A 21,969-nucleotide genomic window follows, 5' to 3' on the forward strand; every position below is an offset into this window, starting at 1 on the left:
TTGAAGTCATGGAAGGGGCGCGCGCCGGCCGCAGTCGTGGTCGGTGCCGGAAGGACGGATCTGCAGCGTCACCGGCTGTGGCAGCGCGGCGGCCTCGGTCGCCAGCACCAGGCCGTGCATCGCCTGCAGCAGGCGTGCGTCGCGGCGATCACTGCCACTGCCGGACAGCAGCTCGGGCTCGCTCACCTGGCCCGCGCCGTCGATGCGGAAGCGCAGCGTTGCGGCATAGCGGCCGGGCGCGATCTCCGGGTCGTCACAGAACGCCGCACGCAGCCGCTGCTGCAGCCCGCCGTAGCGACGCCGGCGTTCGGCCTCGGGCAGCCCCGCGCCAACACCGGGTTCCGCAGGCGAGGGCATGCCCCGGCGCAGCACCACGCGCTGCTCGCCGATCACCTCGGCCTCGATCCCGGTGTCCTGCAGCAGCGATTCCAGCGCCGCCAGCGGTGCCAGGCTCCCGCGCAGCGCATGGCTGCTGCGGCCCGAAGCAAGGTCGCCGGGGTACATCACCGACCACCCACTGATGACGCTGAAGCGCTCGACCGCCTGTTCCAGCGGCTGCGCAGGGATGTCGTAGGCATGAACCGCGTCCTGTGCGGCAGCGGCAAAGGACAGCAGCAGCCATGCGGCGATGGCCACCTTCCAAGTTCTGACCGCATGGTGTCCATTCAGCCCCCTGACGTAGAACACATGACCCTCGGCAGCGACAGCAGCTGCAGTGGACGCGCACCATGACCGGAACCCCGGCCCGCGCGCGACCCGCAAGCGGGCTCAAACCGTACCGGGGGCACATGTCATTGCGATGACCGCCGCCACGGCTGACGCCGGGTCATGACCTGCGAAGCCAGTCACGCGTCAGGAATCAATGAATCGAACAGACCACGCTATCTACGCGCAGGGGTCAGAGCCCGTTGCGAAGCAACGGGATCCGACCCCATGCCGACCCAAACGTGTCGACCAAGATCGACACCTACCAAGAGCAACTCATGCCGTTCCGGCAGATCGTGGAAATCTGTCGAAGGCGGGGTGGGTCCGGTTGCGGGGGTGTCCGCGGCATGGATACCGCGGCCAAGCCCCCATGGGTGAGGGCGCTTCGCTTGCGAAGCATTGCTTCGCAAGCGCTCGAACGCACAGCCGCCAGCGGCTGGGCCGGACTGGGGGTTTACGGCGTCCCCTGCAACCGGACCCACCCCGCCATCCCACGGAATGCACGCTGTTGCTTCGGCTGTTGCTCCCGAGGTTGCCGGCCAGCGGCCGGCACTACCTGCGGGTACCGGGTACAACCCGGCCGCAAACCCCATCCGTCAAAGCGGTAGCTGAGTCGTCTGCTTGATCCGCTGCATCGGAATCTCGGTCTTGGTGTTCTGCACTCCGGCGATCCGGTTCAGGTGCTGCATCTGGAACTGCCGGTAGGCATCAAGGTCGGCCACCGCCACCCGCAACAGGAAATCGCAGTCACCGGCCATCAGATGGCATTCAAGCACTTCCGGGAAAGACTTGATGCTATTGATGAAGTGGTTGGTGGTGTCCTCGTCCTGCCCGCGCAGCCATACCCGCACAAACACCGTGAAGCCCCGCCCCACTTTGGCCTCGTTCAACAAAGCCACGTAGCGGTCGATGTAGCCGCCCTCCTCCAGCAGCCGCACCCGGCGCAGGCACGCCGACGGCGACAGCCCGACCAGACGGGCCAGCTCCAGATTCTGCAGTCGGCCGTCGCGCTGCAGGGCGTCGAGGATGCGGCGATCCAGGTTGTCGAGCTGGTACTGCATGAAATTTCGCCTTGGTCGACTCTGGCCGCATGGAATATCAATCATCCCGAATCCAGTGGCATCAACGCAACCCGATTTCGCGATCGGCCCGCTAGCATGGGCCACCCCCATCTCGTTGTGCCGTTCCATGGACGCCCGTACCACCCTCCCCCTGCCCGACGCCTGCGACACCGCCCCGCGTGCCGAATTCCTGCGCGGCCTGCGTGCCGCCGTGCCGGTGATGATCGGCTTCATTCCGTTCGCCCTGGTGCTCGGCGCGCAGGCGGCCCAGAAGGGCCTGAGCGCACTGGAAGTGCCGCTGATGACCGGCCTCAACTTCGCTGGCGGCTCGGAGTTCGCCGCCGTCGAACTGTGGACCTCGCCACCGCACATCGCACTGATCGTGGCAATCACCGCGCTGGTCAACAGCCGCCACCTGCTGATGGGCGCCAGCCTGGCCCCACTGCTGCAGCACCTGCCGCGCCGTCGTGTGCTGCCGGCGCTGTTCTTCATGTGCGACGAGAGCTGGGCGATGGGCGTGGCCGATGCGCGTCGGCACGCGCTTGGCTTCAGCCTGGCCTACTACCTGGGCGTCTCGGCCGGCCTGTACACGGTCTGGGTGGCCTGCACCGCACTCGGCGCGATCATCGGGCCGCTGCTGGGCGACATCCACGCCTATGGCTTCGACATGGCCTTCCCTGCCGTATTCCTGGTACTGCTGCGCGGCATGTGGCAGGGCATGAAGGCGGCACGGCCGTGGCTGGTCAGCTTGGTCGTGGCCGCCGCCACTTATCTGCTGATCCCGGGCGCGTGGTACGTGGCCAGCGGCGCCCTGGCCGGCCTGGCCGCTGCCTGGCTGCTGGCGGAGGACGCGGCATCATCTTCAACGGCCTGATCCACTGGACCTCGGTGTTGACCATCGCGCTGATGGCCGCCGCCACCTACCTGACCCGCATCGTCGGCTTCCTCGCGCTGCGTAACCGCACGTTGAGCAAACGCGCAGTGACGGTAATGGAAGCCGCGCCGGGCTGCGTGCTGATCTCGGTGATCGCCCCGGACTTCGTCGCCGACAAGCCGGCCGACCTGGCCGCACTGGCCATCACCCTGCTGGCCGCCACGCGGTTGTCGATGCTGCCGACCGTGCTGATCGGCGTGGTCTCGGCGGGTGTGTTGCGTTATCTGATGGGGTAGCTACCGGTACGCCGGGCAACGCCCGGCGCACCGTAGTAGCGCCGCAGAGCAATCAGGCGCTGCTGCTTGCCGCCAGCAGGCACAGGCTGCGCGGCGGCAGCGTCCAGGCGCCTTCCTCATCCGGCTCCAACGGCGTTTCGTCGGTCTGCAGGAGTACGCGCCGGAACGACAGGGCGTCGTCTGACACACAGAACCGCTGCGGCTGCTCCCCGGCGTTCAACAGCAGGGCCAGGCTGACATGCCGCCCGGGCTCGCGCAGGCCACTGTCCGGACTGCGACCGTCCAGCACGATCAGCAGCGCACGCAGCCCTGCGTCATGCCAGTCCGCTTCCTCCATGCTGCGGCCGTCAGGATGCCGCCAGTCTATATCGCGCAGGCCCAGCGCTTCATCGTATTCGCCGCGCAGGAACCGGTTCCTGCGCAGCAGGCCATAGCGTCGGCGCAGCGACAGCGCCCGGCGTACGAACGCCACCTGCGCCTGGGCTGCCGGCTGCGCAGCACGCTCCCAGTCGATCCAGCTCAGCGGGTTGTCCTGGCAGTAGGCATTGTTGTTGCCCTGCTGAGAATGGCCGAACTCATCGCCGGCCAGCAGCATGGGGGTGCCCTGCGCCAGCAGCAGCGTGGCCAGCAGGTTGCGCATCTGCCGCGCACGTACGGAGAGGATCGCCGGATCATCGGTCTCACCCTCCACGCCATGGTTGCTGGAAAGGTTGTGCGAATGGCCATCACGGTTGTCTTCGCCGTTGGCTTCGTTGTGGCGGTCGTTGTAGCTCACCAGATCATGCAGCGTGAACCCATCGTGTGCCGTTACCAGATTGATGCTGGCCGACGGCCGCCGGCCGTGGTGCTCGAACAGGTCGGCCGAGCCGGTGAAGCGCGTGGCGAACTCCGCCAGCTGGCCGCCATCGCCGCGCCACAGCGCGCGCACCGTATCTCGGAAACGGTCATTCCATTCGGCCCAGCCCGGCGGGAACTGGCCCAGCTGGTAGCCGCCCGGGCCGATGTCCCACGGCTCGGCGATCAGCTTCACCTGGCTCAGGATCGGGTCCTGGCGCACTGCGTCGAGGAAGCTGCCCGAGGCGTCGAACCCATGCCGTTCACGGCCGAGAATGGTCGCCAGGTCGAAGCGGAAGCCGTCCACCCGCATCTCGGTCACCCAGTAGCGCAGCGAGTCCATCACCATGCGCAGTGCACCGGCATTGGTCAGGTCGAACGTGTTTCCGGTGCCGGTATCGTTGATGTAGTAGCGGCGATCATCGGCCAGGCGGTAGTAGCTGGCGTTGTCGATGCCCTTGAAGGACAGCGTAGGGCCCAGCTCATTGCCTTCGGCGGTGTGGTTGTAGACCACATCCAGGATCACTTCGATGCCAGCATTGTGCAGCCGCGCGACCATCTGCTTGAACTCGGCCACGGTGCCCAGCGACAGGTAACGCGGCTGCGGCGCGAAGAAGCCGATGGTGTTGTACCCCCAGTAGTTGCGCAGCCCGCGCTCGAGCAGCTGCTGGTCATCGACGTAGGCGTGCACCGGCAGCAGTTCGATGGCGGTCACGCCCAGATGGCTGAGGTGGTCGACCACTGCGTCATGGCGCAGGGCAGACAAGGTGCCACGCTCGGCCTGCGGAACATCGGGGTGTTGCATGGTCAGCCCGCGCACGTGCGCTTCGTAGATCACGGTCCGGTCCCAGGGCGTGGCAGGTGCTCGCTCGGCGCCCCAGCTGAAGGCCGGATCGATCACGGCACAGCGCGGCATGTAGCTGGCGCTGTCGCGGCGGTCGAAGCTCAGGTCGCCATCGGGGTGGCCCAAGGTGTAGCCGAACAGGTGGGGGGCCCACTTCAGTTCGCCCACAATCTGCTTGGCGTAGGGGTCCAGCAGCAGCTTGTTGGGATTGAAGCGATGGCCTTCCTCCGGCGCATAGGGGCCATGCACCCGGTAGCCATAGCGCTGGCCGGGCCGCACGTCCGGCAGGTAGCCATGCCAGATCTCGTTGGTGTACTCGGGCAGCGCGATGCGTTCCACTTCGCGGTTGCGTGCATCGAACAGACAGAGTTCAACCCGGGTGGCATGCCGCGAGTACAGCGCGAAGTTCACACCCAACCCGTCCCAGGTCGCTCCCAGCGGGAAGGGCCGGCCTTCGCGCACGCGCGAGGTCTGCGTCCACTTACGGCTCGCCATCGGTGCCCTCCTCCCCGCGCGCGGCGGCAATCTCGGCCTCCACCAGCCGCTCGGCCATGTGCCAGTGCCGTTGCTGCTGATCATCCGGGCGCCCTTCTGCCTCCCAGATCTGGTGGGCCAGTGCCTCAATCCGCTGCCGTCGTTCCCTGCTGTCCATCCCTACCTGCCTCCTCGTTGATCCATATCGCCAACGGGCTGCCAGCCAGAAGCCTGGCCACGTCCGTGGTTGCGTTGAAATGTTCGATACGCCCATCAAGGACGTTGCGCATGGGGCCTGTCGGCACCCCACGCAGCGTCACATCGCTGCCGACGTCGCGCGGCGCATGCAGGCTTGGGCCAGGCACGGCGGTGGGCGAACCACGCCGCACGACCACCAGCAGCATCTGCGCCTGATGCCTGCGCGTGAACGCCAGCCACGGTGAGCGCGCAGGCGCGGACAGCGGCTGCAGCGCGCCGTGCAGGAACAGCTGCGGGTGCCGGCGTCGGCAATCCAGTAATCGCCGGAGTAGAAATGCCTTGATCCCACCGTCCCGCCAGTCCTCCAGCAGCGCGGGCCACGCGCGCGCATCACGCAGCCACGCCTGCCGCGCTGGATAATCCACGGCGCGCCGGTTGTCCGGGTCCACCAGGCTCAGGTCCCAGCCTTCACCGCCTTGGTAAAGATCGGGCACGCCGGGAAGGCAGTGCTGCAGGCACAGCTGTGCCAAACCGTTGCAGGCGCCCGCCGGCGCGATGCGCGCCACGAAGGTCGCCAGCGCCTCCCGCACCGGCTGCAACGGCGCTCCATCCAGCAGCGCGTGCAGCCACTGCGCGGCGCCTTCCTCCACGGCCACGTTGGGATCGGACCAGCTGCTGACCCGCTTGCCCTCGCGCAACGCCTTGGTCAGCCATTGCACCATCCTCGATGCGAAGCCTGCGCCGGGGGTACCGTGCATCGGCCACGCGGCGACGAGCGCCTGCCATAGCGCATAGGCCTCGGCACCCGGCAATGGCATTGGCGCGCCGGCGCGGGTCGCCATCCGGCTCCAGCGCCGCACCGCGTCCCGCCACTCGACCGTGCAGGTACTGAGAACGGCCAGCCGTGCCCGGCTGTCGGCCCCGCGCTTGTGATCGTGGGTCGCCAGCGCAAGCAGCGCCCTGGGATGGCGCCGCAGGCGCCCGGCTGCATGTTCCAGCAGCTCGCGCCCCTCCATGCCCAGCCGCTGCGGATTACTGCCGACTTCGTTGCGCGACAGCAGCCTGAAATAGCGATAGAACGCGGTATCTTCCACCGACTTGGCATTCAGCGGCGCGGCCAGCTGCCCGAACCGTACGCGCAGCTCGGTTTCAGCCGGCGCCTGGCCGGGAAGTGCCTGCAGCAGCAGATCCAGCGCGGCGCGTGCCGCACCGTCCAGCGCCTCGCGCGCAGCAGCTGCAGCGTCCACCAGCGCCTTTCGTTCACCCGCCCCCTGCAGCGAATAGGGCCGGTAGGTGCGGTAATGCCGCAGCAATGAAGCCAATGCGCGTGCCAGCGCAGCCACTCCGATATCGGCCTCGGCCAGCCGGGGCTGCAGGACCTGCTGCGCACTGCGCAGCAGCCGCTGGAAGTCTGCGTGAAGGCCCTGGCGCAACATCATGCCGCGAGCGTCCTGCTGAATCCGGTCAAAGCTGCGCGAGTCACCGCCCAGCGCCTGCCACGTGCGCGAGAGCGCGGGTGCAGCCGCCGGATCGTGCAACCAGGCACCGGTCTGGTCCATGAAGTCATAGCCGGTGGTGCCGTCGCAGGCCCAGCTGTCGGGCAGCTGCTCGCCCTCGGCCAGTATCTTCTCCACATGCAGGCTCACCGCCTGCGGATCACGACCGCCGGCCGCACAGGCTGCGTCGAGCGATTCACGAAGGCGCCGCAGGTAGGCGCCCGGGGAGGACAGGCCATCCACATGGTCGATACGCAGGCCGTCCACCCATCCCTCGCGTACCAACCGCAGCGGCAGCGCATGCACCGCCTCGAACACGTCGTCGCGCTCCACCCGCAGCGCGGCCAGTTCATTGATATCGAAGAAGCGCCGGTAGTTCACCTGATCGCCCGCCGTGCGCCACCAGGCCAGCCGGTAGTGCTGCCGCTGCAGCAGCGTATGCAGCCGTTCAACGCTGCGGTTGCAGCGCTCGGCCCACGCCGGCCACTGCGCGGGGTCCAGTGGATGGCTGCGCGGCGACAAGGGCAACGCCAGACCATGGTGGCGCAGCACGGGACGCGCGTTGTCCACCACCACGCGCACTACGCCATCGCGCACCGCGTCGTGCAACGGCCGGTCCAGTGCAGGCAGCCAGAGCCGGCCCTCGCAGCCCGGCGCCTCCCAGTCGATGTCAAACCATTCTGCGTGCGGGCTTCGACGCCCGTGCATCAGCACATCGTTCCACCAATGGCTGTGCGGGGACGCCGCCAGATGGTTGGGTACGATGTCGAGGATCAGGCCCATGCCGTGCGCGCGCGTCGCTGTGGCCAGTTGCCGGAAGGCTTCTTCGCCGCCCAGTTCCGGATTGATGCGGGCCGGGTCGATGCCATCGTAGCCATGCGTAGACCCGGGCAGCGCAGCGGCGATCGGCGACAGGTAAAGGTGGCTGACGCCCAGCGCGGCGTAGTAAGGCAGCTGCGTCGCGGCGGCCTCGAGGGCGAAGCCTGGATGCAATTGCAGGCGTACGGTGGCACGCAATGGAGTCATCGCCGCTCCCTCCGCCGCGTGGCGCTGAACCTGGCAATACGCGCGTCAACCGCGTCCTGTTCCCACGCCAGCGGTAGCCGCCGGCGCCAGTTCGGATGGCCGTTGACGGTGCCCGGCAGGTTCACCTGCGCGCGGCTCCCCAGCGCATCTTCCAGCGGGAGCAACGCCAACCGCGAAGGCGCGTGCGCGACCAGCGACAGCGCACGCGCTTCCAGCGTCGCGCCCTCGCCTCGGGCAACTGCGGACAGTCCCTGCACCTCACTGGCGCGCGCGTGCAACGCCGCTGCAAGCCCGGTCAGCTCACCCAGGCGGGCACGCCAGCGCAGGTCGCGCCCGTGCAGCCAGCCGGACAGCGGTGGCAGATCATGGGTGGAGGGCATGGCCACCGCATCGCGGCGCCACCGTTGCGCCGGCAGGAAGTGCTCACCATTGCGGGCGAACGGCAGCACCTCGATGCCCAGGATGCCGCGGGCTGCCAGCCGCTGGCGAATGCCCGGAGGCACCACGCCCAGGTCTTCACCGATCAGCACGCAGCGATGCCGCCACGATTCCAGAACCAGCAGGTTGATCAGATCATCGAACGGATAGCGCAGGTACGCGCCCTGCCCGGCGCCTGAGCCACAGGGAAGCACCCACAGCCGCTGCAGGCCGAGGATATGGTCGATGCGCAGCCCACCACGGCCGGCCATCACGGCGCGCAGCACGCGAATGAACGGCTCAAAGCCCTCGCGCTGCAGCGCGGAGGGTGACCAGCTGGTGATACCCCAGGCCTGGCCCAGCGGATTGAACGCATCCGGCGGCGCGCCCAGCTCAAGGCCCTGCAGCAAATGGTCGCCGCCGGTCCGGGCCTCGACGCCCTGCGGCGCGCAACCCACCGCCAGATCTGCGATCAGCCCGATCGACGCGCCGTCGTCGCGCAATCCCGCCTGCACCTGCGCCCAGCCCTGCTGCGCCAACCACTGCGCAAACGCATGGTCGTCAGCGCTTCCAGTGAACCGGTCGGCGGCGTGCTGGCAATAGCGCAGCAGGGATTCGCCCTGCGCATCGCACCACGTCTGCATCTGTTCGTACTGAGCCGGCACCTGCTGCCGCAGCCACTGGCGCACCTGGCGCAGCCAGCGCCACTTCAACGCCGCCGAGTGCGGCCAGTCGATGCGGCGCGCGGCAGTCGCTGCTGCAACGGCCGTCGCCAGTGCTTCGTCTTCAGCCAGCACGGCGTCGGCTGCTTCCGGCAGTACCTGCGGCAGGGAGGTCTGCAGCGGATCGAGCCAGCGCCGGTCGCTGGGCGAATAGGGGCTGTAGCCTGGCCCTGGTGGCAAGCCGGCATGCAGCGGGCTCAACGCCACTGCATCGCCGCCGTGACGGTGCAGCAGTTCGCTCCATCGCGCACAGCCGGCGCTGTCACCGATGCCGGCGTCGTCGCGAGCGCGCAGGCTGTAGACCTGCGCCGACAGGCCCCAGCCGCGCAGCAAGCCCAGCGGCCACCAGGCACGCTGTGGTGCCACCGCAATCGCCTGTTGCCGTCCGCCCTGGCGCCACCGCCAGTAGCCGGGCTGGTCCGGCACGCGCCAGCGCCCTTGCGCATCGGGGTGTGCCGGCAGCACTGCGCCCTGCTCATCCACCCAGCACGCTGCGCCTGCCGCCTGGGGCATCGCCAGCAGCTGTCCACAGCAGGCCGTGCGCAGGCCACCGTGCTCGGGCGCTGCATCGCCCTGCAGCGCCTCCAGCACCGCGCGCAGCACGTCCGGTGCGACCTCGCGCTCGACACCGGCCACGTCGGTCCAGCGGACCAGCAGGCCCGCGCGCCGTGCCGCCTCCAGAACCGCCGCATCGGTACTCATGCGGCGACCCAACAGGCAAACACGCCGCCGCCTGCGGGCAGCAACGTGGCAGCGTCCGGCCCTACAACGTGCTCCCCGGCCGGCATCGCATGCACCACCGGCGACGGGCCGACATTGACCGCGATCCACCACTGGCCCGACGGCAGCTGCCAGCCCGCCTGCACCGCGCCTTCGCCCAGCACGCGCGCACCCAACGACCGCGCCTGCAGCAACCCGGGCTGCAGATAGCGCCTGCGCAGTGCCAGAAACCCGCTCGTGCAGCGCAGCCAGTGCTGCGACCAGGGATCATCGCCGGGCGGCGACGTGTAGGACGCCTGCAGGGTGGCCGGGTCGTTCGGGTCGGGAATACGCGCGCGCGAGGCGGCGTCGGCAAAGGCGCTGAAACCAGCGAACTCGCGGCGACGCCCTTCGCGCACCGCCTCGTCCAGCGGCGGCGCGTAGTCGGTGAAGAACAGGAACGGCGATTGCGCCTGCCACGGTTCGCCCATGAACAGCAGCGGGATCATCGGCGTCAGCAGGGTCAACGCCAGCGCCGCACGCAGCCGCGCCGGATCCACCAGCATCGACAAGCGCTCGCCGAAAGCACGGTTGCCTACCTGATCGTGGTTCTGCGCGAATGCCACAAAACGCGCGGGAGACAGGTCGGCGCTGGGTTCGCCGCGGGGATCGCCGCGCAGGTCCGGTTCGCCCTGCCAGGCGAATCCCTCGGCCAGGCAGCGCGCCAGCAGCGCTTCGGCGCGACCGGCATAGGCCGCGTAATAGCCTTCCTGCTCGCCGGTCAGCATCACGTGCAGCGCGTTGTGGAAGTCGTCATTCCATTGCCCCTGGTAGGCGCCGCGCAACCATCGCGCCTGGTTGCGTTCGTTCTCCAGCACCAGGTGCGCGTGCGGCACCACCGCGTGTACCTCCTCGGCCAGCTGCTGCAGGAAGCGCTCATCATCGATGGCATGCACCGCATCCAGGCGCAGCCCATCGAAGCGGTAGTCGCGCAACCACATCAGCGCGTTGTCGATGAAGAAGCGCCGCACCCAGGGCTGGCGGAAGTCGATGGCCTCGCCCCAGGGTGTACTGCGGTCATCACGGAAGAACCCCCGCGCGTACTGGCGCAGATGGTTACCCTGCGGTCCGAAGTGGTTGTAGACCACGTCCAGCAACACGGAAAGCCCAGCGGCATGTGCCGCCTCGACGAAGGCATTCAGCGCTGCCGGTCCACCGTAAGCATGGGCCGGCGCATACGGGAACACGCCGTCGTAGCCCCAGTTGCGCTGGCCGGGAAACTGCGCGACCGGCATCAGCTCAATGGCGGTGATGCCAATCGCGGCCAGCATCGGCAGCTGCGCGGTCAGCGCCGCGAAGCCGCCGCCGGCCTCGATGTGTACTTCATAGATCACCAGGTCCTGCCAGGCATGCCCGCGCCACGTGGGTTGCACCATGTCCTTGTCCAGCACCACCGCGCTGTCGCCGTCGATGCCATCCGGCTGCCAGCGCGAGGCCGGGTCGGGCACGTCCAGGCCGGAAGGAAGGCGAAAACGGTAGCGGTCGCCATGCGATGCCGGTGTTCGCAGCCAGTGGCAGCCGTCCGGGTCGCGTTGCATCGGCCGCTGCGTGCCGTTCAGGCACAGCGCCATCGTCCTTGCGTCCGGTGCCCACACGCGGAACTCCACCCCGTCACCGGCCACAGGCCATGCGCCCAGGCGCGGCGTCACTGCCGTCATGCATCAACCTGCAGGTACAGCGTGGACAGCGGCGGCAGCGTGAGCCGCAGCGACTGGGCGTGGCCATGCATCGGCCGGGGCTCGGTGAGCGCCGCTCCGAGGTTGCCGCTATTGCCGCCACCGTAGTACGCGCTGTCGGTGTTGAGTCGTTCGGTCCAACGCCCCGGGTGCGGCACGCCGACCCGGTACGCCTCGCGCCGCACCGGGGTGAAGTTGCTCACCACCAGCAGGGTGCGGCCGCTGCCGGCAGGATCCCGTCGGATGAACGCGTAAACGCTGTTGCGGCTGTCGTCGGCCACGCTCCAATCGAAACCGCGTTCGTCGCGCTCGTCGCGATGCAGCGCGGGTTCGGCGCGGAGCACGCCGTTGAGGTCTCGCACCAGGCGCGACAGGCCCTGGCCCTCACTGCTGGCCGCCTGTGCCCAGTCCAGTGCCGCATCGTGCGACCACTCGTGGCCCTGGCCGAACTCGCCGCCCATGAACAGCAGTTTGCTCCCGGGGTGCGCCCACATGAAGCCGAAGTACGCGCGCAGCTGGGCCAGCCGCTGCGCCGGCTCGCCCGCCATCTTGGCCAGCAGCGCTCCCTTGCCATGCACCACCTCGTCATGCGACAGCGGCAGCACGAACCGTTCGGAGAAGGCGTAGACCAGGCCGAAGCTGATCTCGCTGTGGTGATGCTGGCGATGGACTGGATCGCGACCCAGGTACTGCAGGGTGTCGTGCATCCAGCCCATGTTCCATTTATGGGTGAAGCCAAGCCCGCCCGCTTCCACCGGCGCGGTCACGCCCGGCCACGCGGTGGATTCCTCGGCGATCACCAGCACGTCCGGGAAGCGCTCGCGCAGCGTCTGGTTCATCCGCCGCAGGAACGCGACCGCCTGCAGGTTCTCGCGCCCGCCCTGCTCGTTGGGTACCCACTCCCCCTCGGCACGGCTGTAATCCCGGTACAGCATCGACGCTACGGCGTCCACGCGCAGACCGTCGATATGGAAGCGCTCCACCCACTCCAAGGCACTGCCGATCAGGTAGGCGGCCACCTCATTGCGGCCATAGTTGTAGATCAGCGTGTCCCAGTCGGCGTGCACTCCTTCGCGCGGATCCGCATGCTCGTACAGCGCAGTCCCATCGAACCCGGCCAGGCCATGCGCATCGTTCGGGAAGTGCGCGCTCACCCAGTCCACGATCACTCCCACGCCGGCCTGGTGGCAGCGGTCCACGAAGCGCGCGAAGGCCTGCGGCGTGCCATGGCGCGCCGTCGGCGCGTAGATGCCCAGCGGCTGATAGCCCCAGGAACCGCCAAAGGGATGCTCGCTGACCGGCAGCAGCTCGATGTGGGTAAAGCCGAGTCCGGCGACGTACGGAATCAACCGGTCGGCCAGGGCATCCCAGTCCAGCGGCGCACCCTCGTCGCTGCGCTGCCAGGAGCCCGCATGTACTTCGTAGATGGACAGCGGTGCGCAGGTTCCGGCCTGGCGTCGGGCCGCCAACCAGGCGTCATCGTGCCACTGCGTCGGCGCCGCCGAAGGCACCCGCGAAGCGGTGGCCGGTGGTAGCTCGGCCCAGCGCGCCATCGGATCGAACTTGTCGGGCATCACCCGGCCGTCGGCGCCGACGATGCGGAATTTGTAGCGGGCACCGGCCTGCACCCCCGGCAGGAACAGTTCCCACACGCCGGCGGTGTGACGCAGCCGCATCGGATGGCGTCGGCCATCCCATCCATTGAAATCGCCAACCACCGCGACCCGCTGGGCATTGGGTGCCCACACCGCGAAGCGCACGCCCGCGATGCCCTGCACCTGCATCGGCACCGCCCCCAGCTGCCGCGCCGCATCGGCATCACCGGAATGGAACCGATGCAGCAGTGCTTCGTCCAACAGTGGACCGAAGGCATAGGCATCGTGCACCTGCTCCACGCCCTGCTCGAAATGCAGGGCAAGCAGCGGTATCGCCGCGTCGCCGGCCACGCCCTCGAACAGGCCGGGCAACGGGCCGGGAGACAGGTCCCAGCGCCGCCCATCGTCTGCAATCACCTCGACGCGCTGCGCATGCGGCACCAGCACGCGCAGCTGGCGTCCGCCTTCTGGCTGGCGATGCGGGCCCAGCCAGGCGAATGCATCGGCCGGGCGCGCGTGGACGAGGTCCTCCAGGGCCGGCGCGATGCGCTGATCCAATCCCGTCTCCGTGATCGCTTCATCCTCCAGGGCGACCAGATGCAGGCTGTCGTGGCTCATGCAGCCACCTGGCAGGTCTGCTGGTACAGGGCCAGATAGGCGCGTCCGGCCGCATCCCAGCCACCCGGCCGCAGCATGGCCGCGCGGCGCATGGCCTGCAGCAGGCCCGGCAGGCGGAAGGTGCGCATCGCCCGTTCCACGCAGCGGCGCAGTCCATCAGCGTTGGCGCCATGGAACAGGAATCCGGTCACGCCATCCTCGACGGTATCCACCAGCCCGCCGGTCGCGTGCGCGATGGGCAGGCAGCCGAAGCGCTGTGCGTACATCTGGCTCAGCCCGCAGGGTTCGAAGCGTGAAGGCATCAGCAGGAAATCGGCGCCGGCAAACATCTGGCGGGCCAGCGCTTCCTCGAACCCGATGAAGGCGCCCACCCGCCCCGGGTAGCGGCGGGCCAGCGCCTGCACCTGGGCTTCCACCTGCGGCTCGCCACCGCCGATGATGACCAGCTGGCCGCCGGCCGCCACGATCTGGGGCGCCACGTCGCAGGTGATGTCCAGGCCCTTCTGGTGCACCAGCCGCGAGACCACCGCGAACAGCGGGCCGGTCGACGGCGCCAGGCCGAACGCCTTGCGCACCGCATGCGCGTTGGTGGCGCGCCCGGTCCACTCACCAATGCCGAAGTGGGCCTTGAGATGGATATCGCGGCGCGGATCCCAGCTGGCATCGATACCGTTGACGATGCCACTCAGATGCCCGCCGGCCGCCCTCCGTGCCAACAGGTCATGCAGCCCGCAGCCGTCATCAGGGGCGGTGATCTGCTGCGCGTAGCGCAGGCTGACCGTGTTCAGCCGCGTGGCATTGGTGATGCCGCCCTGCAGGAACGACATCTGACCGTGGAAGTGCAGCTCATCCAGGTGTTCGGCCGGCACGCCCAGCACAGGTGCCAGCGCGTACGGAAACAGTCCCTGGTAAGCCAGGTTGTGGATCGTCAGCAGGGTCGGCACGGCGGTCCGGTCCCAACGTACGTAGGCGGCCGCCATGGCCACCGGCCAGTCATTCAGGTGCAGCAGCTGCGGCGACCAGTCCAGCCCGGCACGCCCTGCCGCGATCTCCGCAGCCGCATGCGAAAGCGTCGCGAAGCGAACCGCGTTGTCCTTCCACTCCTGCCCCTGCCCGTCCACATAGGGCGAGCCCTCACGCTCGTACAGCTCCGGCGACAGCAGCACGTAGATCGGAAGGCCGTCGGCCTGCACCGCCATGCCGATCGTGCACGCCGGCAAGCCGGCCCGCGCGCTGACCTGCCCCACCCGCTGCAGCTGTGGCAGGCGCTGCAGTACCTCCGGGTAGCCGGGCAGCAGCACACGCGAATCACAGGCACCGCGCACCGCACGCGGCAGCGCCGCGGCCACATCGCCCAGGCCACCAGCCTTGACGAAGTCCGCCATCTCGGTGGCAACGAACAAAACGCGCTGCACCAGTTCCGGCAGATCCAACGGTTGCGAATGGCCGCGGCGGGTGCCGATCGGCACGGGCGTGACGGGAGAGATCGCAACGGGTGAAGCGGACTGGGCGGCGCGGGCCATGGGGATGATCTCGGATGCTTCAGGCAGACAGACGCCAGCGGCGCCCGGACGGGCGCTGATGCTGGGAAGGAAGTCGACGCAGGACGTGGGGGACGCCAGCGAGAGGCTCAGGACGACAATAGCCCTCCATGCGATCAATCAACCGTGAAGCCATGGCGATTTCTTTGTGACAAGGCGTCATGAGCTCAGTACACATGACATGCGCCCGGCTCCTGCCTGTGTGTCTCCCGTAGAGCCGAGCCCGCGCTCGGCTGCTGGCAATCCCGTTTGCCCCGTGAGCCGGGCATGGGCTCGGCTCTACAGAGATTGTCCCTGCGACACCCGGTCGCAGCCCGCCGAACCACCCGCTTGACCAATGTCAAACCGCCCGCCGCCACGCGGGCGTATTCCTATGCAGGCCCCGAACACACCGGCGCTGCCGGCCTCTACAAGGACCCTCCGATGAGCTACTCCCCCGACAACGCCCAGCTCGTGAATGCGCTGCAGAACGTCATGGTGATCTCCACCACCGACCTGCAGGGCAACATCACCTACGCCAATGACCTGTTCTGCACGCTCACCGGCTTCGCCCGCGAAGAGCTGATCGGCCAGCCGCACAGCATCGTGCGCCATCCAGACGTACCCAAGGCCGTCTACAAGGACATGTGGGACACCATCAAGGCCGGCAAGACCTGGACCGGGATCGTGCCCAACCTCGGCAAGGGCGGCGTGCTCTACGTGGTCGATACCACCGTGCAGCCGCTGTTCGACACCGACGGCAACATCACCTCGTACATCAGCATCCGCCGCGTGGTGAACGACCTGATGCAGAACTACGACCTGGTCGAGTTCAGCAAGGAGAAGTTCGACGACTTCTACGAGGCCGCGTGAACGCTCTCCCGACCAGTACGCCCCTCAGCCGCCTGCTGGTGGGTTTTGCGTCCGAGTCGGGCAACGCCCGCGCCCTGGCCCAGCGCCTGGGCGCGGGCCTGCAGCCGCACGGGCCGCAGGTGCTCCCGTTCAACGACATCGACGTGGCCAGTCTCGGCCACGGCGATGTGCTGCTGGCGATTTCCAGCTCGTTCGGCGATGGCGAACCGCCGGCCAATGGCGAGCGGTTCTTCGAAACCCTGCGCCAGACCCCGACGCTGAGCGGCCTGCGCTATGCGGTGTTCGGCCTCGGTGATACCGGCTATCCCAGCTTCTGCGGCTTCACCAAGGCGCTGGATGCCGCGCTGAGCGAGCGCCAGGCGCAGCCGCTGCTGCACCGCGTGGATGCCGACCTGGGCTACGAGCTGTTCTTCCAGCAATGGCAGCCGGTGCTGGGCCAGGTGCTGGGTGGCGACCTCAGCGCTGGCCAGGACCTGCACCTGCAGGTCACCGCCTATGGCGAAGACAATGCCTTTGCCGCCCGCATTCTCGAACGCCGCCGCTTGAACAGCAGCGACCCGGCCGCCTGGCACCTGCAACTGGACATTGCCGGCAGTGGCATGGCCTACCGCGCGGGTGACACCCTGCACGTGGTGCCGGAGAACGATCCTGCCCTGCTGCAGGCATTGGCCACCTGGTACGGCGACACCGCCGCCGTGGCCGCCCTGCATGACCGCGAGCTGCGCCTGCTGAGCAAGGGCGTGCTGCGCGAACTGGCCAGGCTCAGCGGCAGCGAGGGATTGAAGGGCCTGTTGAAGGTCAGCCAGAAGCGCGAGCTGGACGCCTACCTGCATGGCCTGGACCTGCTGGACGTGCTGCAGGACCACGCCACGCCGGACGGCGTGCCGCTGGCCCGGCTGCGCGAGCTGCTGTCACCGCGGCTGCCGCGCGCCTATTCCATCGCCTCGCATCCGTGCGACGACCAGCTGAGCCTGTGCGTGCGCGAAGTGCACTACACCCTGCGCGGCCGCGAGCGCTTCGGCACTGCCACCGGCAGCCTGCTGCATGGCGGCGATCATGCACGCGTGTACTGCCGCTCCAACCCTGGCTTCCACCTGCCCGATACCGGCCAGGCACCGCTGCTGCTGGTCGGCACCGGTACCGGCATTGCACCGTTGATGGGCCTGATGCAGGAACTGCAGGCCAGCGGCTGGGCACGCGAGGTGCACCTGGTGTTTGGCGAGAAGCACAGCAAGCACGACTACCTGTACCGCGACCAGCTGCAGGACTGGCATACCCGGGGCGTTCTGGCTGGCCTGCATACCGCGTTCTCGCGCGATGGCGTCGAAAAGGTCTATGTGCAGCATGTGCTGCAGCAGCGTGCCGCCGAAGTGCGCGACGTATTGGCCCGGGGCGGGCATCTGTACCTGTGCGGCAACAAGCGCCACCTGGAAGGCGCGGTGCGCGAGGCCGTCGATGCCATCGGTGGCGAAGGGCGCTGGGACGCGCTGCGCGGTGAAGGCCGCACCCACTGCGAGTTGTACTGATCCATGACCAACGGACCGCACGGACCTTGAACCGGTAGAGCCGGCCTCTGTAGCCAACCATTGCCTGTGCATCACGGTAGAGCCGGCCGCTGGCCGGCTGCTCAGGATTCCGTGGTTGCCGGCCAGCGGCCGGCACTACCATCAGATGTGACCAACCATCGCCGGTGCGTCCATCACGGGTCAATTGCCGACGATGCGGCCGTCCACCATGCGCGCCACCTGCTGGCCGAACATGGCCACGTCCTGCGGATCATGGCTGATCAACAACAATGGGATGCCGGTCTTGTCCAGCACCGTTTCCAACTCCTGCCGCAGGTGCTGGCGCAGGTCATGATCCAGTGCGGAGAACGGTTCATCCAGCAGCAGCGCCTGCGGTTGCGTCACCAGCGCCCGCGCCAGTGCGGTGCGCTGGCGCTGCCCGCCGGAAATCTGCGAGGGCAGCAGATCGCCCACCGTGTCGATGCGGAAGGCGTGCAGCCACTGCTCCACCGCGTCGAAACGCTGGCCGATCCGAGGATTCAACCATCCCTTCTGCAGCCCGAACGCCACGTTCTGGCGCACGCTCAGGTGCGGGAACAGCGCATAGTCCTGGAACACATACCCCAGCCGACGGTGCTGCGGCGGCACGTCCACGCCAGTGGCCGCATCGAACACGGCCTGGCCTTGCAGGCGTACATGCCCCTGCCCTGGCCGCAGCAACCCGGCCACCGCCTTCAGGGTCAGGCTCTTGCCCGCTCCCGACGGCCCGGCCAGCACCACCTGCCGTTGCGTGCACTGCAGCGCGACGTCCAGCACGAATGCCTGGCCTGCGGCCTGCAGGCGGCGCTGCACGCGCAGGTCAAGCCACATCGCGCAGCTCCCGCCGACGCCCGCCTATCAGCCGCGCGGCCAGCAACAGGATCACGATGCACACCACCGAGGTCAGGATCACCAGCGCATTGGCCTTGCCGTCCTGGCCGGCCTGCACCGCCTCGTAGATGGCGATCGACAACGTCTGCGTCCGGCCCGGAATGCTGCCGGCCACCATCAGCGTCGCGCCGAATTCGCCCATCGCGCGTGCGAACGCCAGCAGCAGGCCGGCAAGAATGCCGCGCCACGCCAGCGGCAGCGTGATGCGGAAAAACACCGCCACTTCGGACACACCCAGCGTGCGTGCGGCCTGCTCCAACTGCCTGTCCACTTCCTCGAACGCCGCGCGTGCCGGCTTGAACACCAGCGGCAGCGAGGCCACCGCCGCGGCGATCACCGCGGCCTGCCAGGTGAACACCAGGTTGATGCCGAACCACGACTGCAGCCACGCGCCGATCGGGCCGTTGCGACCGATCAGCACCAGCAGGTAATAACCCAGCACCGTCGGTGGCAGCACCATCGGCAGGGTCAGCAGCGAATCCAGCAGCTCACGGCCAGGAAAGCGCCGACGCGCCAGCAGCGCGCCCAGTGCCACGCCCAGCAGCAGATTGATGGCGGTGGCCCAACCGGCCACCCTCAGCGACAACCCCAGTGCGCTCCAGTCCAGATCCATGCCTCAGGGCTTGCCGAATCCGTGTTTGGCCAGAATCGCCTGGCCCTGCGCCGAACGCACGAAGGCGGTGAAGCGCCTGGCTTCGGCCGGCTGCACGCTGGCCTTGGTCACCGCCAGCGGATAGGCGATGCGCCCGGAGACCGGCACCGCGAAAGCACGGCGTACCCGGTTCGGCATCGCCTGCGCATCAGTGGCATAGACGAAGCCGGCATCCACTTCACCACGCGCCACGTAGTCCAGCGACTGGCGCACGTTCTGCGTGGTGATGATCCTGCCTTGCACCGACGGCCACAGGCCGGCCGCTTCAAGCGCGCCCTTGGCATAGCGTCCGACCGGCACGCTGTCCGGGTTGCCCAGCGCGATGCGCTGCACGCCGGTGCCGGCCAGATCCTTCAGCGCGCGCGGCGGCGCCTTGGCCTGCGGCGGCACCACCACCCACAGCGCATTCACTGCGAACACCGCGCGGGTGCCGGCCGCCAGCAGGTTCTGCTGCTGGGCCTGGTCCATCGTGGTCTCGTCGGCCGACGCAAACACATCCACCGGTGCACCGCGGCTGATCTGCTGCAGCAACACGCCAGAGGCGGCGAAGTTGAAATCGACCTTGGTTCCCGGGTGTGCCTTCTCATAGGCCGCACCCAGTTCGCGGAAGCTCTCGGTCAGGCTCGAAGCCGCCGACACCGTCAGGTCGGCCGCCCAGGCCGGCACCATGGCCAGCAGTCCCAGCACCAACAGTCCAGCTCGCTTCATCGTCGGCTCCCGGCCAGGTTCAGTTCGGATCGGATTCGTCGGCCACCGCCAGCGCTGCCAGGCGCTCGGGCTGCAGCAACAGGATCTCGCGCTGCTTCACCGCGATGATCCCATCATCGCTCAGGCGGCGCAGCACGCGGCTGGCGGTTTCCGGCGCCATCCGCAGGTAATTGGCGATCTCGGTACGCGCCATCGTCAGGTTGAAGCGCGTGGCGGAAAAGCCGCGCCGCGCGTAGCGCTCGGACATGTCCAGCAGGAACGCGGCCATGCGTTCTTCGGTACGGTGGTTGGCGGCCAGGGTCGCGACCTTGCCGATCTCCGCGCTGAGCAGGCTGAACAGCTTGGCCTGCAGCCCCGGCATGCGGGTGGCCAACAGGCTGAGCTTGGGGAACGAGATGCGGCACAGGTGCACGGTGTCCAGCGCCACCGCATTGCAGGGAAAGCGTGAACCGTGGATCGCGTTGAGGCCGATCACTTCACCCGGCAGGCTGAAGCCCAGCACCTGCTCGTTGCCCTGGCTGTCATCGACGAAGGTCTTGACCATGCCCGCGCGCACCGCAGCAATCGAATCGAACGATTCGCCGGCGCGGAAAATGTAGTCACCCGCATGGAACGGACCGACATGGTCGACCAGCACGTGCAGATCGCCCAGTGCGGTCTTGTCGTAACCCTGCGACATGCATGCGTCGGAGAACGCACAGGTGCTGCAGAAGTGCAGTGCGTCGCCATCATCGGCGGCGGCGGGGTTGGGTGTGGCCCGGCCGAGACGGCCCTGCGAAGGCGGGATTGAAGACATCGGGGCAAGACTCAAGCGATGGCGGCCGCCGGCCGGAAGCATGCGGCCATCATACGCCACAGCAGGCGCCCTTCTTCGGCCAGGCGCAGCACGCGCGCATCCCACTGCGCCCAGCCGCGTGCCAGCAACGGCGACAACGCGGGCAGCTGTTCGGCGAAACATTCCTCGAACGGTTCATCGTTGCGCCACTCGAAGGCAGCCGCATCGAGGGCGTGGTCACAGGCGATGCTCTGCGCCACTTCGGCCACCAACCGCTCGTCCTCGGACAGGATCAGCCCGGCGGAGACTCCCATGTGACCCGCCTGCAGCCGCGCACGCCATTCGCCCAGTTCGTCCTCCAGCCGGTAGAACACCTCGCCGATCTGGCTGCAGGCGGACAGCCCAAGGCCGATGAAATCGCTGCGGTCGCGGCGTGGCACACCGGCAAGATCGCAATGGCGCTGGCCATCGCCCGGACCGTGCGGGTTCGGCAGATCGCCGCGCTGATAGTGATCGCCACCAATCGGTTCGTAACCCGCAGCGCGCAGCAGGCGCCAGGCCTGCAGCCAATGGACGGCCGAGGGGTGTTCCGGCAGCGCACACGGCGCCGGCAGCAGGATGCGCTCCGGCGCCTCGGCCAGCACCTCGTGCAGCCGTTCAATGAAGCCGGCGTCCTCGCTGCCGGGTACCCGCAACTGGTAGTAGCGCGCGGTGAAGCCCACCTGTCGCGCCTGTGCCAGCAGGGTCGGCCCCGGTGCATCGGCACGATCGATCACGTTCAAGCGGGTGCAGCCCACCGCACGCAGCTGCGCCGGCGCCAGCGCGCTGCCTGCGTCCAGCCGCACCTCCACCTGGGGCCGCGCCACGGTGCGCAGGTGCTGCGGCACCGCATCCAGCAGCTGGCCCAGCTGCGGCGGCGGCAACGTCTCGGCCAGCCCCAGCTGCAGCACCATCGCCACCACTTCACGGTCCTCGGCCAGCGCGTCGGCCTGCAGCCGCAGCGCCAGCAGCAAGGTATCCAGATACGCCTGCGGTGGCGCATCGCGTCCGCCACGGCCGGCCTGGAAGCCGAGCGTCAAGCCACGCGGAATCAGGTGCTCGTTGCTGGCGCGCACGGCGGCGCGCCACCCGCTTTCGCCAAAGCCGGTGCTGAACTGGTCAGCCGGCGGAAACAGCACGTGCCGGGGCTGCCGCAGCAATGCCGCCTGCAGCGCAGTGTCCTCGCTCTCGTCAACGTGGAAGCTCATGGCAGACATCTTCGGGCGTTCCTCTTCGCGTGGCCCTGATTGAAATCAAGCGCGGAGCATCTGATGGTTCCTGCCGGCCAGCGGCCGGCACTACCCCTGCACCCACCACTCGGTAGTGCCGGCCGCTGGCCGGCAGCACCCCTCACCCGCCGCGCACCCGATCA

The 21,969-nt window shown here is 68.4% G+C and carries 18 protein-coding genes; 4 read left to right on the plus strand and 14 right to left on the minus strand.

The genetic code is table 11. The features are described 5' to 3' along the window. Positions 1-6 precede the first annotated feature (6 nt). Positions 7-687 carry an STN domain-containing protein gene (locus KXV01_RS09010; protein ID WP_099486052.1) on the minus strand — a complete coding sequence of 227 codons (681 nt, stop codon included), beginning with the start codon at positions 685-687 and terminating at the stop codon, positions 7-9. A 614-nt stretch (positions 688-1,301) separates the two neighbouring features. Beyond that, entirely contained in the window at positions 1,302-1,766 is a 465-nt protein-coding gene (locus KXV01_RS09015) for an Lrp/AsnC family transcriptional regulator (protein WP_005413654.1), read from the minus strand. 127 nt (positions 1,767-1,893) lie between these two features. Between KXV01_RS09015 and KXV01_RS09020 the strand changes: the two genes are divergently transcribed. After that, positions 1,894-2,640 (plus strand): AzlC family ABC transporter permease, encoded by a 747-nt coding sequence (locus KXV01_RS09020; protein WP_164282650.1) that lies wholly within the window; start codon positions 1,894-1,896, stop codon positions 2,638-2,640. Beyond that, positions 2,622-2,936, plus strand: a complete 315-nt coding sequence (locus KXV01_RS09025; RefSeq protein WP_134709737.1) for an AzlD family protein — start codon at positions 2,622-2,624, stop codon at positions 2,934-2,936. The genes KXV01_RS09020 and KXV01_RS09025 overlap by 19 nt, the downstream gene beginning before the upstream one ends. 52 nt (positions 2,937-2,988) lie before the next feature. Here the strand turns inward: KXV01_RS09025 and glgX are convergent, their stop codons facing one another. Genes glgX through glgA form a run of 7 tightly spaced genes read right to left on the minus strand, consistent with a single transcriptional unit; the run spans position 2,989 to position 15,118 of the window. Beyond that, on the minus strand, positions 2,989-5,109 hold the full coding sequence (glgX, locus tag KXV01_RS09030; protein ID WP_263467720.1) for a glycogen debranching protein GlgX: 2,121 nt from the start codon (positions 5,107-5,109) through the stop codon (positions 2,989-2,991). After that, positions 5,096-5,266 carry a DUF2934 domain-containing protein gene (locus KXV01_RS09035; RefSeq protein ID WP_080352942.1) on the minus strand — a complete coding sequence of 57 codons (171 nt, stop codon included), beginning with the start codon at positions 5,264-5,266 and terminating at the stop codon, positions 5,096-5,098. Before KXV01_RS09035 ends, glgX begins: the two co-directional genes overlap by 14 nt. Then, positions 5,235-7,808, minus strand: coding sequence for a malto-oligosyltrehalose synthase (gene treY / locus KXV01_RS09040; protein WP_263467721.1), 2,574 nt, complete (start codon positions 7,806-7,808; stop codon positions 5,235-5,237). The genes KXV01_RS09035 and treY overlap by 32 nt, the downstream gene beginning before the upstream one ends. Further along, positions 7,805-9,649, minus strand: a complete 1,845-nt coding sequence (locus KXV01_RS09045; protein ID WP_263467722.1) for a 4-alpha-glucanotransferase — start codon at positions 9,647-9,649, stop codon at positions 7,805-7,807. The genes treY and KXV01_RS09045 overlap by 4 nt, the downstream gene beginning before the upstream one ends. Continuing rightward, positions 9,646-11,364 (minus strand): malto-oligosyltrehalose trehalohydrolase, encoded by a 1,719-nt coding sequence (gene treZ / locus KXV01_RS09050; protein ID WP_111096230.1) that lies wholly within the window; start codon positions 11,362-11,364, stop codon positions 9,646-9,648. The genes KXV01_RS09045 and treZ overlap by 4 nt, the downstream gene beginning before the upstream one ends. Then, positions 11,361-13,595 carry a 1,4-alpha-glucan branching enzyme gene (locus tag KXV01_RS09055; protein ID WP_049413575.1) on the minus strand — a complete coding sequence of 745 codons (2,235 nt, stop codon included), beginning with the start codon at positions 13,593-13,595 and terminating at the stop codon, positions 11,361-11,363. Before KXV01_RS09055 ends, treZ begins: the two co-directional genes overlap by 4 nt. Continuing rightward, positions 13,592-15,118 carry a glycogen synthase GlgA gene (gene glgA / locus KXV01_RS09060; RefSeq protein WP_080352941.1) on the minus strand — a complete coding sequence of 509 codons (1,527 nt, stop codon included), beginning with the start codon at positions 15,116-15,118 and terminating at the stop codon, positions 13,592-13,594. Before glgA ends, KXV01_RS09055 begins: the two co-directional genes overlap by 4 nt. A gap of 441 nt (positions 15,119-15,559) precedes the next feature. Between glgA and KXV01_RS09065 the strand changes: the two genes are divergently transcribed. Both KXV01_RS09065 and KXV01_RS09070 read left to right on the plus strand, forming a co-directional pair. Further along, the gene (locus KXV01_RS09065; protein WP_049413578.1) at positions 15,560-15,988 is read left to right on the plus strand and encodes a PAS domain-containing protein; all 429 of its coding nucleotides are present in this window, start codon (positions 15,560-15,562) and stop codon (positions 15,986-15,988) included. Beyond that, on the plus strand, positions 15,985-17,514 hold the full coding sequence (locus KXV01_RS09070) for a sulfite reductase flavoprotein subunit alpha (protein ID WP_263467723.1): 1,530 nt from the start codon (positions 15,985-15,987) through the stop codon (positions 17,512-17,514). Before KXV01_RS09065 ends, KXV01_RS09070 begins: the two co-directional genes overlap by 4 nt. A 180-nt stretch (positions 17,515-17,694) precedes the next feature. Here KXV01_RS09070 and KXV01_RS09075 read toward each other — a convergent pair whose 3' ends face one another. Genes KXV01_RS09075 through KXV01_RS09095 form a run of 5 tightly spaced genes read right to left on the minus strand, consistent with a single transcriptional unit; the run spans position 17,695 to position 21,805 of the window. After that, on the minus strand, positions 17,695-18,363 hold the full coding sequence (locus KXV01_RS09075) for an ATP-binding cassette domain-containing protein (protein ID WP_099495772.1): 669 nt from the start codon (positions 18,361-18,363) through the stop codon (positions 17,695-17,697). After that, positions 18,353-19,036: a molybdate ABC transporter permease subunit gene (gene modB, locus KXV01_RS09080; RefSeq protein ID WP_099495773.1), complete on the minus strand. Its 684-nt coding sequence runs from the start codon at positions 19,034-19,036 to the stop codon at positions 18,353-18,355. Before modB ends, KXV01_RS09075 begins: the two co-directional genes overlap by 11 nt. 3 nt (positions 19,037-19,039) lie before the next feature. Next, positions 19,040-19,783: a molybdate ABC transporter substrate-binding protein gene (gene modA, locus KXV01_RS09085; protein ID WP_099495774.1), complete on the minus strand. Its 744-nt coding sequence runs from the start codon at positions 19,781-19,783 to the stop codon at positions 19,040-19,042. A gap of 19 nt (positions 19,784-19,802) precedes the next feature. After that, positions 19,803-20,579 carry a helix-turn-helix domain-containing protein gene (locus KXV01_RS09090; protein ID WP_010485317.1) on the minus strand — a complete coding sequence of 259 codons (777 nt, stop codon included), beginning with the start codon at positions 20,577-20,579 and terminating at the stop codon, positions 19,803-19,805. Positions 20,580-20,590: 11 nt separating this feature from the next. Further along, the gene (locus KXV01_RS09095) at positions 20,591-21,805 is read right to left on the minus strand and encodes a coproporphyrinogen III oxidase (protein ID WP_010485316.1); all 1,215 of its coding nucleotides are present in this window, start codon (positions 21,803-21,805) and stop codon (positions 20,591-20,593) included. Between the last annotated feature and the right edge of the window lie 164 nt (positions 21,806-21,969).

The sequence above is a fragment of the Stenotrophomonas sp. Ps181 genome, assembly GCF_025697425.1.
Lineage (GTDB): Bacteria > Pseudomonadota > Gammaproteobacteria > Xanthomonadales > Xanthomonadaceae > Stenotrophomonas > Stenotrophomonas sepilia.

Coding starts and splice junctions, on each gene's coding strand:
- modB (WP_099495773.1), bottom strand. CDS start 19,036: ATGGATCTGGACTGGAGCGCACTGGGGTTGTCGCTGAGGGTGGCCGGT.
- treY (WP_263467721.1), bottom strand. CDS start 7,808: ATGACTCCATTGCGTGCCACCGTACGCCTGCAATTGCATCCAGGCTTC.
- treZ (WP_111096230.1), bottom strand. CDS start 11,364: ATGACGGCAGTGACGCCGCGCCTGGGCGCATGGCCTGTGGCCGGTGAC.
- modA (WP_099495774.1), bottom strand. CDS start 19,783: ATGAAGCGAGCTGGACTGTTGGTGCTGGGACTGCTGGCCATGGTGCCG.
- glgA (WP_080352941.1), bottom strand. CDS start 15,118: ATGGCCCGCGCCGCCCAGTCCGCTTCACCCGTTGCGATCTCTCCCGTC.
- glgX (WP_263467720.1), bottom strand. CDS start 5,109: ATGGCGAGCCGTAAGTGGACGCAGACCTCGCGCGTGCGCGAAGGCCGG.
- KXV01_RS09020 (WP_164282650.1), top strand. CDS start 1,894: ATGGACGCCCGTACCACCCTCCCCCTGCCCGACGCCTGCGACACCGCC.
- KXV01_RS09095 (WP_010485316.1), bottom strand. CDS start 21,805: ATGAGCTTCCACGTTGACGAGAGCGAGGACACTGCGCTGCAGGCGGCA.
- KXV01_RS09065 (WP_049413578.1), top strand. CDS start 15,560: ATGAGCTACTCCCCCGACAACGCCCAGCTCGTGAATGCGCTGCAGAAC.
- KXV01_RS09045 (WP_263467722.1), bottom strand. CDS start 9,649: ATGAGTACCGATGCGGCGGTTCTGGAGGCGGCACGGCGCGCGGGCCTG.
- KXV01_RS09035 (WP_080352942.1), bottom strand. CDS start 5,266: ATGGACAGCAGGGAACGACGGCAGCGGATTGAGGCACTGGCCCACCAG.
- KXV01_RS09090 (WP_010485317.1), bottom strand. CDS start 20,579: ATGTCTTCAATCCCGCCTTCGCAGGGCCGTCTCGGCCGGGCCACACCC.
- KXV01_RS09015 (WP_005413654.1), bottom strand. CDS start 1,766: ATGCAGTACCAGCTCGACAACCTGGATCGCCGCATCCTCGACGCCCTG.
- KXV01_RS09075 (WP_099495772.1), bottom strand. CDS start 18,363: ATGTGGCTTGACCTGCGCGTGCAGCGCCGCCTGCAGGCCGCAGGCCAG.
- KXV01_RS09055 (WP_049413575.1), bottom strand. CDS start 13,595: ATGAGCCACGACAGCCTGCATCTGGTCGCCCTGGAGGATGAAGCGATC.